Annotated in this window: 10 protein-coding genes; 9 read left to right on the top strand and 1 reads right to left on the bottom strand. The window is 56.3% G+C overall.

What is annotated here, in order from left to right; genetic code table 11:
- The first annotated feature begins 81 nt into the window (after positions 1–81).
- From M9H61_RS11570 to M9H61_RS11545, 6 genes are all read left to right on the top strand, one after another.
- Positions 82–1,182 (top strand): PotD/PotF family extracellular solute-binding protein, encoded by a 1,101-nt coding sequence (locus M9H61_RS11570; protein ID WP_101247269.1) that lies wholly within the window; start codon positions 82–84, stop codon positions 1,180–1,182.
- Between the two features lie 141 nt (positions 1,183–1,323).
- Positions 1,324–2,373 (top strand): ABC transporter ATP-binding protein, encoded by a 1,050-nt coding sequence (locus tag M9H61_RS11565; protein ID WP_250280528.1) that lies wholly within the window; start codon positions 1,324–1,326, stop codon positions 2,371–2,373.
- Positions 2,370–3,221, top strand: coding sequence for an ABC transporter permease (locus tag M9H61_RS11560; protein ID WP_068519882.1), 852 nt, complete (start codon positions 2,370–2,372; stop codon positions 3,219–3,221). Before M9H61_RS11565 ends, M9H61_RS11560 begins: the two co-directional genes overlap by 4 nt.
- Entirely contained in the window at positions 3,218–4,024 is an 807-nt protein-coding gene (locus M9H61_RS11555; protein ID WP_250280526.1) for an ABC transporter permease, read from the top strand. Before M9H61_RS11560 ends, M9H61_RS11555 begins: the two co-directional genes overlap by 4 nt.
- Before the next feature lie 65 nt (positions 4,025–4,089).
- On the top strand, positions 4,090–5,142 hold the full coding sequence (gene speB / locus M9H61_RS11550; protein WP_101247266.1) for an agmatinase: 1,053 nt from the start codon (positions 4,090–4,092) through the stop codon (positions 5,140–5,142).
- A gap of 3 nt (positions 5,143–5,145) precedes the next feature.
- Positions 5,146–5,949 carry a carbon-nitrogen hydrolase family protein gene (locus M9H61_RS11545; RefSeq protein WP_250280525.1) on the top strand — a complete coding sequence of 268 codons (804 nt, stop codon included), beginning with the start codon at positions 5,146–5,148 and terminating at the stop codon, positions 5,947–5,949.
- Positions 5,950–6,023: 74 nt separating this feature from the next.
- Here the strand turns inward: M9H61_RS11545 and M9H61_RS11540 are convergent, their stop codons facing one another.
- Positions 6,024–6,917, bottom strand: a complete 894-nt coding sequence (locus M9H61_RS11540) for an AraC family transcriptional regulator (RefSeq protein ID WP_101247264.1) — start codon at positions 6,915–6,917, stop codon at positions 6,024–6,026.
- A 429-nt stretch (positions 6,918–7,346) separates the two neighbouring features.
- On the opposite strand from M9H61_RS11540, the gene M9H61_RS11535 reads away from it, so the two are divergent.
- From M9H61_RS11535 to M9H61_RS11525, 3 genes are all read left to right on the top strand, one after another.
- Positions 7,347–9,464: a methyl-accepting chemotaxis protein gene (locus M9H61_RS11535; protein ID WP_228196075.1), complete on the top strand. Its 2,118-nt coding sequence runs from the start codon at positions 7,347–7,349 to the stop codon at positions 9,462–9,464.
- 309 nt (positions 9,465–9,773) lie between these two features.
- Complete coding sequence (locus tag M9H61_RS11530; protein WP_250280522.1) at positions 9,774–10,931, top strand: efflux RND transporter periplasmic adaptor subunit; 1,158 nt, start codon at positions 9,774–9,776, stop codon at positions 10,929–10,931.
- 2 nt (positions 10,932–10,933) lie between these two features.
- Positions 10,934–14,128, top strand: a complete 3,195-nt coding sequence (locus tag M9H61_RS11525) for an efflux RND transporter permease subunit (RefSeq protein ID WP_114113180.1) — start codon at positions 10,934–10,936, stop codon at positions 14,126–14,128.

Here is a 14,128-nt window from a genome sequence, read left to right as displayed (position 1 = left end):
ATCGCTGTTCTGGGAAAAGGCGGTGGCAAGAAACAAAAACACAGGCGGGCCAAGACCCGCCAATTATCAGAGGTGGATCACATGGACGACATGAAAAAGGGTATCAGCCGCCGTTCCGTGCTGGCAGGGATTGCTGGCGGTTCTGCGGTTGCGATGGCGGGGATCACGGGTTTTCCGGGCATTCTGAAAGCCCAGGAAAAAAGCCTCAAGATCGGGGCTTATGGCGGGTATTTCAAAGACAGCTTTGACAAGCATATCTTCCCCGAATTCACCAAGGCGACCGGCATTGCCGTCGAATCGATTGCCCAGCCGACGGGCGAAGCATGGCTGGTGCAGCTTGAACAGGCAGCGCGCGCCGGTCAGGCACCAGCCGACGTATCGATGATTTCACAGGTCAGCATGCTGCGTGGTTCAGCCGCTGGCATCTGGGCGAAACTTGATCCGGCCAAAATGCCTAATGTTGCAAACGTCATCCCGGCCTTTATCAACAAATATGATGATGGCAGTGTTTGCGGGGTTGGTGCGGTTACCTGGTACATCACCCTTGTTTCCAACTCTGACGTGATTGGCGAAGCACCGACCAGCTGGGCCGAACTTTGGAAACCCGAACGTGAAGGCCAGCTTGGTCTTCTTGCGCTTGTCACCAACTCCTTCCTGCTGGATGTCACGGCCAAAACCTATTTCGGTGGTCAGGAAATCCTTGATACCGAAGAAGGCATTCTCAAGGTCATGGACAAGCTGGCCGAACTCAAAGACAACGTGCAGCTTTGGTATCGTGACGAGGCCCAGTTCGAACAGGCACTCAAATCGGGTGAAATCCCGATGGGTCAGTATTACCACGATGTTGCCGGTCTTGCGGCGGCCGATGGTTATCCGGTGCGTTCGACCTTCCCCAAAGAAGGCGGCATTAACGATTCCGGCAGCTGGGCGGTTTCCAAGGCTTCTGAGAAGCTCGATCTGGCCCATGTCTTTATCGATTTCATGAGCCAGCCGGAAATCCAGGCATTGCTGTCGCGCAAGGTCGGCACATCCCCGACCATTCCGCGGGCCAAAACCGGCCTGACCGATGCCGAATTCGCGTCGGTTTCCTCGGAAATCGAACCGATCATTCCGCGTTATGACATGTATCAGCAGCGCGCCGACTGGCTGTCGCAGAAATGGACCGAACTGATTGTTGGCTAATTGCCAATCAGGGTCCGGCTTTTAACAGCTGATCTTGCAGACAGGCAGCATGCCCGGGGTGCAAATCACCCTGCCGGTCATCGACCATGGCCACGGCATGCTGCCTGGTTGCCTTGTCCAATGTCATAAACAGGATGCCCAATGTCTGGTCTGGTCTTTGATTCCATCGAAAAGAAGTTCGGTGACTTTACCGCCGTTCATGAAACCAGCCTTACGATCCCCAACGGGAAATTTGTGTGTCTTCTGGGGCCGTCGGGCTGTGGAAAGACGACCTTGCTGCGGATGATTGCCGGGCTCGAAGATCCGACCCATGGCCGGATCTTGCTTGAAGGAAACGACGTCACGCGCATTCCCACCCATCAGCGTGACTTCGGCATGGTGTTTCAGAACCTGGCGCTTTTCCCGCATCTGACGGTGGGCGAAAATATCGCCTATCCGCTGCGTATTCGCGGCGGATCAAAGGCCGATTGTTTCAAGGCGGTCAAACGTCTTCTCGAACTGGTGCAATTGCCAGATATGGCTGACCGTCCGGTCGCCAAACTGTCCGGCGGGCAGCGCCAGCGCGTGGCGATTGCCCGTGCGCTTGCACTTGAACCCAAGCTTTTCCTGCTTGATGAACCGCTTTCGGCACTGGATGCCAAATTGCGCGAAAGCATGCAGATCGAACTCAAACAGCTTCAGCAAAAGCTGGGAATTACCACCATTGTCGTCACCCATGACCAGCGCGAAGCCATGACCATGGCCGATCTGGTGGTGGTAATGTCCCAGGGCAAGGTTCATCAGGTTGCCCCGCCGGTCGAAATTTATCGCAAACCCAAGGATGCCTTTGTTGCCGACTTTATCGGCATGACCAACCTGATTACCGGGCGGGTCAACGGGGCGGACCAGATCGCCGTTGCCGGTGGTGTATTGCTGGCCGATGATGTCCCGGCATCGGGGGATGTGACCATTTCAGTCAGGCCGGAAAATATCCGCCTTGCAAAAGATGATTGTGCAAATACCCCGGGCATTTTGACAGGAACGGTGTCCTATATCCGTGATCTTGGTGCCAGTATCGAATTCTATCTTGATGTGTCCGGTCAACAGATTACCGCGATAACCACCCCGTCAGACCGCCCCGACGTTACGGCAGGTGACCGGGTTTCTGTGTCCTTCCCGCGGGAAGCCTGTGTGGTGTTGGGGGACGCATGAAGCTTAAACCGCAAAAATATGCCGACTACGCCACCATCGCATTCCCGGCCGGAATGCTGACGGTTTTCTTTGTGATCCCGTTCGGGATCATGATTGCCGTTTCATTCTTTCAGCGCGTGCAGGGGGCGTTTTACGAACCGGCCTTTGTTTTTGAAAACTATGCGCGCTTTCTGACCGGGTTCTTTGGTGGAATTCTGGGCTTTTCGATTGGTTTGGCAGCACTGGTGGCGGTGGTTTCGGTCGTTCTGGCCTTCCCGTTTACCTATATCCTGACCCGTATGAGCCGCCAGGCACAGGTTGTCTGGCTTGTGTTCCTGTTATCGGTGTTGTCGCTGTCAGAAGTCCTGATCGGCTTTGGCTGGTCGACCTTGCTGTCACGGACGGCCGGGATCACCAATCTTCTGGTGTCGCTAGGGATCATGGACAAACCGATGTCCTTGTCGCCCGGTTTCGGCGCGGTCATGACCGGTATGGTCTATCAGACATTCCCCTATACCGTGCTGGTGCTGTATCCCGCCCTGTCGCGTCTTGACCCGTCCCTGGTCGAAGCCGCCCGGACTCTCGGATCCGGACCGGTTCGCAGCTTTGCCAATGTTGTGGTGCCAGCCCTTCGCAACAGCATCGTTTCCACCCTGATCATGGTGTTTGTCTTTGCGCTGGGCTGTTATCTGTTGCCGCAATTGCTGGGCAAACCGTCCCACTGGACATTGTCGGTTTTGATCACGGATCAGGCGATCTATCAATCCAACATGCCATTTGCAGCGGCAATGGCGGTATTTCTGGTGCTGGTCAGTCTGTCGCTTGTCGCGATCTCGTTGCTCTATGGCAAAAAGGAGCACGCGGCATGATCAACAAATTTGTCCTGCGTCTGTTTCTTGGATCGCTTGTGCTGTTTCTGTCGGCCCCGCTTGTCGTGGTTGCCGGGGTGTCATTCAACGAAAAGAAATCGCTGTCCTTCCCGCCACTGGGTTTCTCGCTGGACTGGTATGCCCAGATTTTCACCGATGACGGTTGGCGTCAGGCCCTGTTTAACAGTGTCGGTGTGGCGATCGGGGCATCCTGTCTTTCGGTGATTGTCGCCTTTCCGCTGGCATGGTTCCTGTGGCGGTTTCATGCGCCCTGGGCCCGGATTGTCCAGGTGCTCGGACTGGCACCGTTTATCTTACCCCCGGTCATAACCGCGCTTGGATTCCTGAGTTTCTGGACCACGGCCGGGGCCTATGGGCAGCCATGGACGGTGGTGATCAGTCACGGCATTTTCTTTGTCACCTTGCCGCTGGTCACGCTCACACTCGGGTTTGATGCCGTTGATGACAGTCTGGTCGAAGCAGCCGCCACCATGGGCGCAGATGACAAGACCATTCTGCGCACCGTGATCCTGCCTTTGATCCTGCCCTATATCATTTCGGGCATGGCCTTTGCGTTCGTGCTGTCGCTCAATGAATATATCGTTGCCTATATGGCGGTCGGCTTCACGGTCGAGACCCTGCCGATCAAGATCTTCAACTCCCTGCGATATGGCTATACGCCGACCATGGCGTCCGTGACGGTCCTGTTTGTGGCTGTGGCGGTGATTGTGTTCGGCCTGATTGCACGGTTTGGCGATTTGCCACGATTGCTTGGCGCCTGGCGCCATGACGAGGATGGCTGATGCAATTTTTGATCTGCCATATCCCCAACAATAAACGTCCCACCCGACCCTAGGAGGCCACCATCATGAACAGTGAAAAACTCGCAAAACTGCGCGAGAAATATGGCAACGCCAAAGGCGGAGACATGTTCGATCCGCACTTCAAGGAAGTGGCCGAAACCCAGTTTTCCGCAAGCGGCGAACGCAAATGGCCGTTTGCCGGGGTGCCGACTTTCCTTGATGCGCCTTTTGCTCCCGATGCGGCAAAAAACAACTTTGATGGTCTGGATGTTGCCCTTGTCGGGGTGCCGATGGATTTGGGCGTGACGAACCGGGCAGGCGCACGTCTTGGTCCGCGTGCAGTGCGCAACATCGAACGCATTGGCCCGTATGAACATGTGTTGCGCATGGTGCCCGGTGCCCATTGCAATGTTGCCGATATCGGCGATGTGCCGTTCCGCAGCCGCTTCTCGCTTGAAAGCTGTCACGAAGACATTGTTGATTACTTCACCAAAATCGTTGATGCCGGGGTGATCCCGATTGCCATTGGCGGTGATCATTCGATCAGCTATTCAATCCAGCGCGCTGTTGGCAAGGACCGCCCGGTCGGCATGATCCATCTTGATGCCCATTGCGATACCAGCGGCGAATATGAAGGGGCCAAGTTCCATCATGGCGGCCCGTTCCGCCAGTCGGTGATGGACGGGGTTCTTGATCCGGAACGCACCATCCAGATCGGCATTCGCGGGGGGGCGGAATATCTTTGGGAATTTTCCTATGACAGCGGCATGACCGTCATCCATGCCGAAGAAGTCCCGAAAATGGGTGTCGATGCGGTGATTGCCAAGGCACGCGAAGTGATTGGCGATGGCCCGGTCTATCTTTCATTTGATGTGGATTGTCTGGATCCGTCCTTTGCGCCGGGGACAGGCACGCCTGAAATCGGTGGTCTGACCTCGCGCGAGGCACTGGCGATTTTGCGCGGGCTCAAGGGGCTTGATTTTGTTGGTGCCGATATTGTCGAGGTTGCCCCGCAATATGATGCCACCACCAATACCGCCCATGTCGGTGCCCAGGTGCTGTTTGAAGAACTGTGCCTGGTGACCGATGCAATCAAACGCCGCAAGGGTGAGGGATAAGTCATGAAAATCGCGGTTTATCAGTCCGGTCAGGACGCAGTCATTGATAAACCGACCCGGATCGCGAACCTTGCGCGCCGCGCGCGTGAGGCCCGCGATGCCGGTGCTGATCTGATCATCGCACCCGAGATGTATCTGACCGGCTATAATATCGGGCGCGCCGCCATTCTTGCGGAATCTGAAAAACTGTCGGGTGACAGCCTTACCGCGGTAAGCCGGATGGCACGCGAAACCGGGATTGCCATTGTTGTCGGTTTTGGCGAACTGGGCGATGACGGGCGCAATTACAATGCCTGTGCGCTGTTTGACAAGACCGGCAAACGCCGGTTGCTGCATCGGAAAATCCAGCTGTTTGGCGATCTTGATCGCAGTTGCTTTGCGCCGGGTAACAACCTGCCGCTGGTGGTGGACTGGAACGGCATCAAGGTATCGATGCTGATTTGCTATGACGTCGAATTTCCCGAACTGGTGCGCAGCATCGCGCTTAAGGGATGTGATCTTTTGCTAGTGCCGACCGCCCAGATGGCACCCTTTGACCGGGTCGCCGAAATGATGGTTCCGATCCGTGCGATGGAAAGTCAGATGTTTCTGGCCTATGCCAATCGCTGTGATCAGGAAGGCGATCTGGATTATGTCGGCAAAAGCGTGATTTGCAGCCCCTGGTCCGACCTTGCGCGCGCCGGTGGGGAAGATTGCCTGATCCTTGCCGAGCTTGATTTTGACGCCTTGAAAAAATCGCGCACGGAATTCCCCTATCTCGCGGATCGTCGCCCGGAAAGCTATGCGGGATTGCTCGACGAAAACTGATCGGGGCAGGGATCGCGATCAACTGCGATGCATCATCAAGGCATCTTGAAATGATCTGTGATCAGGCTTGATGATCATGCCTTGCGGTCAAGGCTTGCGATAAAGGCACCCGGACTGACGCCCCACATGGTTTTGAAATGCCGGTTCAGGTGACTTTGATCGGCAAAGCCGGTGGCCGCGGCCGCATCGGCGATTGTGGCGCCGTCAAACAGCATGCGTTTGGCCCGGCGCAGGCGCATGTGATTGAAATAGGCATGGGGCGGAAGCCCGGTTGCCTCGCGAAATACCCGCAACAGATGAAACCGGCTCAGCCCGGTGATGGTTGCCAGATCTTCAAGCGCGATATTTTCATCAAGATGGGCCGCCATATAGTCGATCACGGTCTGCACGCGCTTGTCTTCCGATCCCGGGCGATAGACAAAGGGCGGCGCATCCGCATGGCGCAGGGCCAGACGTGCCGCACTGTAAAGAAGCTGGCTGTCGCGTTCGAGCAAGCTTGTCGTTGCCGACAAATCCGGGCGGAACATGCGATGAAGCTGCTGCAATTGCAGATGCAGTTCCCGATCATCGACCACACAATTTCCAAAAAACGGAAGCCCGGTATTGGTCGGGGATAATTCACGCACCAGATCACCGAAAATCTCGGGTGCGATGAACATGATCTGATACTGATACCCGTCATCGGATGCCGGTCCGCCATCATGGACCTGCATCGGATTCATCATCAAAAGTTGCCCGCGCGATGCGACATAATTGGTTCCGCGCGTCATGAACTGTTCCGCCCCGTTCAGGATGGTGCCGAACGCGTAATAGTCATGGCTGTGCTTGGGAAAGGTGAAATTCTTGTAATCGGCTTCGAACAAATCAATGCCGTCAGCTGCCCGCCAGTGACGGGCAATCTCGCGGGGGCGCCGGGCCGCAGTCGGATGCGGTCGTGCGGCACCATTATGCGGCAAACCTGTTCCCATGTGCCAAGTATAGCGCCAAAAAATCCCCCGGCTTGAACAATATTGTCACGGTGACATTTTCGGCCAAGCCCCGTTTTTGCCGCATGCGGGCTATCGGTTGCTTTTGCCAATCCGCCATCATGTGTCCGGCGATGGCCGGGCAGGGGTTCACCCATGTTCGCCGCCCCGAATAGCTGCGAGTCGCCGCCGATCCTTGAAAAGTTCCAGAAACAGCGCCTTTGACAAGGTATCGGTCGCCCTCAACAGATGTATAGGGCGATGTTCATATGAACATTTTGATGCGCGATTCCTGTTGTTTTGCACCTGCGAAGTGATCGGAACGGTCAGGAATGGCGCGACAAATGCGGATTTCATCTAAGTGTTACAAAACGAAGCGATGCACCGTTGTAAGGATCGCGCCAAACGTCCCATTTTCTGTTTGGATCTTACATGTTTCTTGATCGAATTCGCATTGGATCACGCATCTTCGCAGGCTTCTTTGTTCTGGTTGTCCTGCTTGTCGGCCTCAGTGCACTGTCTTCGACATATCTGCTTGGCTTCGGGGCCCATGCCGACCGCATCGCCAAAAGCACAAGCCTCGTTGGTCTTGCCAATGACTACGCCCTGAAACTTGAACGCCTGTCAAACCAGGTTCTTCTGTTTGCCCAAACCGTCGATCCGCTTGATCGCGAAGGCATCGCGACCATCCGCCAGAATGCCGAACAAAGCGGCGCGACCCTGGTCGAAGCCCTGCGGGCATCGGGTGATGTTGCCCGTGCCGACACACTCGAAAGTTTGAGTGCCGATTACATCGCGACCCTTGAGCCATTGGTTCTGCGGGCCGAAAACCTGACAGCCGCATCCGACACCATGTTGCTGGGTGCCAATCAGCTTGGCAAATCGGCCGCCAAACTCGAAGAATTCATCGCCAAGCGCGATCCCGAAATCGCCGACAAGTTCGGAGACAAGCTGGGCGAGGCCAATCTGGCCGCCATCGTCAACAGCCTGCAATATTCCATCCTGCGCACGCCGGAATCCCTTGATCAGGCGCGCGCGAACACATCAGCGCTGACCGATCTTCAGGATGAAATCAAAAACGCGGTTGGCAAATTGTCCCGTAATGACAAAAAGCTTTTCTCCTATGCCGTGCGCGACAATGACCTTCTCAAACAGGGTGCAAACCAGCTTGAAGGCTCAATCGGCGGGTTCCGCCAGTCGATGGATGATTTCAAATCAGCCGTCCGCGAAGTTCAGACCATCACCCAGAATATCCGTGCCGAAGCCATGGAACATCAGACCATTCTGGTTGATGCGGCCCACGCGCAATCTGAAAAATCCGCACTGACCAACATCATTGTTGCGGCAATCGGCGTTGCGCTGGCGCTGGCCTTGGCGCTTGGCATCGCCATGAGCATCCTGCGCCCGCTCAAACGTGTGAATGGCGACATGACACGCCTGAGCGAAAATGACACCGACATTGATCTGGTTGATATCGACCGTCGTGACGAATTCGGTGCCATGTCGCGTACCGTTGCGATCTTCCGCGAAAATGCGCTTAAAATCGAACAGATGGCCGAAGAACGCATCACCCTGCAACGGATCGAGGAAGAAAAACGCCGCGCATCCCTTGGTGCCATGGCCGAAACCATCGAAGGTGAAACCACCGGTCTGGTCAAATCGGTCAACCATCAGGTCACCCGCATGCGCGAAGCCGTGACCGAGGTTGCCGCGGCTGCCGAACGTGTCACCACCCAGACCCAGAATGCCACCGATGCCGCACAGGACAGCCAGTCGCATTCCAACGCAATTGGCGATGCGGCCATCCGCCTGACCGAAGCCATCGGGTCCATCGCAAACCGCGTCGAACGTCAGCGCGAAATTGCCCAGAATGCGGTTGGCTCCACCGAACAATCGGCCAAGGCGGTCGATGACCTGCGCGAAGTCGCACTCAGCATCGAACAGATTGTTGATCTGATCCGTGGTATCGCCGGCCAGACCAACCTTCTGGCCCTGAATGCCACGATCGAGGCCGCGCGTGCCGGCGAAGCGGGCAAAGGCTTTGCCGTTGTCGCGGCCGAGGTCAAAAACCTTGCCGGTCAGACCGAACGTGCCACCGAACAGATCACCGAACATGTCAATGCCATGGGGGCTGTGACCGACCGGTGTGTTGCATCAATGGAAGATGTCGGCGTGACCGTGCGCTCGATGATGTCGATTTCCGATGAAGTCGCAGGCGACGTCGAACATCAGCGCCGCGAGACCGAGGAAATTACCGGCGCCATCGCACTGGCCGGGGATGCGGTACGCAATGTCGGTGCTGCCATTGTCGAAGTCTCCAACGACATCGAAGTCACCCGCAAGCTCAGCCTTGATCTTAACCGTCGCGCGGACGAGGTCGAACGCAATGTGACCGAACTGACCGCATCGCTTGATCGTGCTGTGGCCTCGGCCGCAAGCGACGATGAAGCATCGGTCAACGATGATCTGGCCCTTGATGACGGTTCTGACATCTGGCAACAGGACAATCTGGTGGCATTTCCGAAATCGGGGATGCTGGGCGCTGCCTGATCACGCCTTTATTTTCAAACAATTGGCCCGCACGTCACTTTGACTGTGCGGGCCAATTGTATTTTGATGTCACCATGGGTCAAAACAGCGACCAAATCGTGCAGAAAGATACAAACTGCGACGTTTCTGATACACTTTTTCTGTGGTTCTGCCCAACCGGTTGCAATATCTTTCCCGGTACAAGTGTTTCATAAAAAGAACAAGCACCCGTCACGGGTAATGAATTGAAATACGGAAACTTTCCCGGACGGGAACAGGGCTCTCTTGGGGAAGATCATGTGATCTGCCCGACTTGGAAGTATCAATGCGATGGCGCGTAAATCAACGCTTCTGATCGCAGGTGTCGCACTGGTTGCAGTCGCGGCGTCTGCCTATATTTTTGCCAAAGACGAAATCACGGCACTTGTGTCGCCCGGCGCGCCGTCCCAGCAGGCGCAGCAACGCGGCGGTGATGCCGGTGGTGAACGCAGTCTTCCGGTCATTGCCGAATATGCCACTTTGATGGATGAAAAGACCGTTGTTGAATCGGTCGGGACCGGTAAATCCGCACTCGGGGTTTCGATCTATCCGGCTGTTTCGGGCGAAGTATCAGACGTTTTGGTCCGCGCCGGTGACAAGGTCACCAAGGGCCAGGTTCTTGTTATCCTTAATTCAGAACGCGAACGGCTTGCCCGCAACCTTGCCGCGGTTCAGGTCAAGGACGCCGAACAGCTCCTTGCCCGCTATGAGCAGGCCCGCCCGCTGGGTGCTGTTGCCGCAAGCGAAGTTGATTCTGCGCGGACGGCCCTTGCCGAAGCCCGGATTCAGCTTGATCAGGCCGAAGTCGATCTTGCCGACCGCACCATTCTGGCCCCGTTTGACGGAATCGTCGGCATCCCGCAAATCGAGGCCGGTGACCGTGTCGACAGCTCAACCGTTCTTGTCACCCTTGATAATATCGAAAGCATTCTGGTCGATTTCGAAGTCGCCGAAACCCGGTTCGACAATGTTAAGCCCGGTCAGTCTGTCCGTGTCGAAACCTGGAGCCTGCCTGGCGAACTCTTTACCGGTGTTGTTGATTCCATCGGCAGCCGTATCGACCCCGAAAGCCGCACATTCGCCGTTCGGGCCCGTGTGCCCAATCCCAATGGCCGCTTGCTTGCCGGGATGTCCTTTGCGGTTTATGTCGATATCGAAGGCAAACGATATCCGTCTGTTCCTGAAATCTCTGTGTTGTGGGGCGATGGCGGGACTTATGTCTGGCGCATTGATGATAACAAGGTCGCCCGCATTCCGGTCCGGGTTGTCAAACGTACCAATGGCCGCATCCTGCTTGATGGGCCGATTGCCGATGGTGATCTGATCGTGGTCGAAGGCGTGCTGCGCCTGCGCCCCGGCCGGACGGTTTCGGCCAGTATCCGCAATGATGTTCGCAATGACACCCGCAACGGTGTTGCCACCCGCGAGGGTGACGGTGAGGGATCCTGATCATGACCGATCATTCCGGCAATCAGGATCAGAATGATCTTGCCTCGCTCAGTATCCGCCGTCCGGTGCTGGTCTGTGTTGTTTCCCTGCTGATCATCCTTGCCGGTCTGGCGGCGATGCTGGGTGTGGAAATCCGCGAACTGCCCAACGTTGACCGGCCGACCGTGACCATTACCGCAACCTATAGCGGCGCATCGCCGGAAACCGTCGATGCCGAAGTCACATCGGTTCTTGAAAGCGCTGCCTCACGCGTTAGTGGTGTCAAGGACATCAATTCCCAAAGCGAAGAAGGCAGTTCACGCGTTCGCATCGAATTCTTTCCCGATGTTGAAATCAATGATGCCGCAAGTGACATCCGCGAAGCCGTCAGCCGCGCCACCAGAAGCCTGCCCGACGAGGTCGAGGAAGTCCGCGTGGTCAAGGCCGACGCCGATGCCAGTGCCATCATGCGCATGGCCGTGGTCAGTAACCGCCTGACCGAGGAAGAACTTGCCAATATCGTAGATGACCAGATTTCCCCGGCATTGCTGGCGGTGCCCGGTGTTGCCGAAATCACGGTCAATGGCGACCGCGAAAAGGTCCTGCATGTGCGTGTTGATCCGCTGCGCATTGCAAGTTACGGCCTGTCGGTCAAAGACATCGCCGATGTGTTGCGCACGGCCCAGTTCGATATTCCGGCCGGCAGTTTTGAATCCACCGATCAGAAGCTTTTTGTCCGTGCCGATGCGTCGGTCTGGGAAGTCGACAAACTCAATCAGATGCTGGTCCGTGACAGCATCCTGCTTGGCGATGTTGCCGATATCTATTACGGCCCTGATGATGCGTCTTCCTATGTGCGTCTCGACGGGCGTGCGGTGATCGGCCTTGGTGTGGTGCGCCAGGCGCAATCAAACACCATTGCGATTTCCAATGGCATTCGCGATGCGGTCGAACGGCTTAACAATCAGTATGACGATATCGAAATCTTCGTGAACTCCGACGATGCGGTCTTCATCGAAGGGGCCCTTTGGGAAGTGATCACCAGTCTGGCGCTTGCCATCATAATCGTGATCGGTGTGCTGTATCTGTTCCTGCGCTCTTTTTCTGCCACACTGATCCCGACGGTAACCATTCCGATCGCGCTGGTTGGTACGGTCGCCGCGATCTGGGCGATGGGCTTTTCGATCAACATCCTGACCTTGCTGGCACTTGTTCTGGCAACCGGGATGATTGTCGATGACGCGATTGTCGTGCTTGAAAACATTCAGCGCCGCCGTCATCAGGGACTTGGATCCATGGCGGCTGCGGTGCTTGGCACCCGTCAGGTCTTCTTTGCGGTCATTGCCACCACGCTGACCCTGATTTCGGTTTTCGTGCCGATTTCCTTCCTGCCCAGTACGGCAGGCCGTCTGTTCCGGGAATTCGGTTTCGTTCTGGCCTTTTCGGTGGCGGTATCTTCCTTTGTCGCACTGACCTTGTGTCCGATGCTGGCATCGCGCCTGAAACATATCGATCCGCATGACGGTGATACAAAGGCCGAACCCAACCTGCTCGAACGGGTCGGGATATTCTTTGCCGGGATTTATCGCGTGATCCTTGAATGGGTGCTGCGCAATCCGGTGATCACCCTGATCATTTGTATCATTGCCGGCGGGATGGCCTTTGGTGCCTATAACGTCGTGACCAAGGAATTGCTGCCCAACGAGGATCGCGGCCGTATCCTGGTATCGCTGCGCGGGCCTGATGGTGTCGGCATTGATTACATGGATCGTCAGGTCGAAGCAGTCGAAAACATTCTTCGCCCGATCGTCGATGCGGGCGAAGCCCAGAATATCTACACGATTGTCGGTCTTTGGGACCCCAACCGTGCGCTGGTGATTGCGCCGCTGGTGCCATGGGATGAACGCGCCAGAAGCCAGCAGGACATCACCAACAGCATCCGCGGCAAGCTTAATGCACTGCCCGGTGTGCAGGCATTCGTTTGGCAACCCAACAGTCTTGGCCTGCGCGGGGGCACCGGCGAAGGATTGCAGTTTGCCCTGACCGGGACGAACTATCGCAATCTTGCTGCCAATGCCCGTGCCCTTCAGGCCGAGATCGAGGCAAACAATCCCAATCTGACCGGTATCCGGGTATCCTATCAGACCACCCAGCCACAGCTTCTGGTCAATATTGATCGCAAACGCGCCTTTGATCTGGGCATCGAAATCGATGAACTTGATACAACCTTGCGCGCGATGATCGAAGGATACGAAGTCACCGACATCAATGTTGATGACCAAAGCATCCCGGTCAAATTGCGCAGTGCTGTGGGCAGCATCAATGATCCGTCCGATCTGGAAAATCTGTTTGTCACCGGCACCAATGGTCGCATCCTGCCGCTATCGTCTGTCATCACGCTTAGCGAGGAAGCCGTTGCATCCGAACTTGAACGCGAAGGTCAGCAACGCGCGGTTGGCGTGTCGGCCAACCTGGCACCGGGCTATACCCTTGATCAGGCGGTCAATGACGTCAATGCGGCTGCTGACAAGGTACTGCCGCCCGGGATTGGTGTTCTGTTCCTCGGGGATGCCGCGGCCCTTGGTGAAACATCAAGTGACGTCCAGATCACCTTCCTGATTGCGGTTCTGGTGGTGCTTCTGGTTCTGGCTGCCCAGTTCGAAAGTTTCATGTCCGCACTTGTGGTTGTTCTGACCGTGCCATTCGGGCTGGCTGCGGCGATCTTTGCGCTCAGTCTCAGTGGCACTTCGATCAATATCTATAGCCAGATCGGGCTTGTGATGCTGGTCGGGCTGATGGCCAAGAACGGCATTCTGGTGGTTGAGTTTGCAGATCAGCTGCGTGATTCCGGACGCTCCGTTCGCGAGGCGGTCCATGACGCGGCAATGGTGCGTCTGCGCCCGATCATGATGACGATGATTTCAACGGTTCTGGGCGGGCTGCCGCTGGTTCTGGGGTCCGGTGCCGGGGCAGAAGCCCGTGCGGCAATCGGTTGGGTGGTGTTTGGCGGGCTTGGCTTTGCCACCGTCTTTACATTGTTCCTGACACCTGTTCTGTATCTGTTGCTGGCACCGCTTGTTTCCGCACGTGCCGATGGTGGTCTTAAACTGCAAACACAGTTGCGGGCTGCGGAATCCATTCCTGATACGGGTGAAATTCCCGACGAATTCCCGCATGGTCCGGATGGACGCGGCGGCATTGAAGGAAGTGCAAAATAA

Source organism: Thalassospira sp. GO-4 (assembly GCF_023588965.1).
Lineage (GTDB): Bacteria > Pseudomonadota > Alphaproteobacteria > Rhodospirillales > Thalassospiraceae > Thalassospira > Thalassospira povalilytica.
This window is presented reverse-complemented; position numbering and strand designations above follow the sequence as displayed.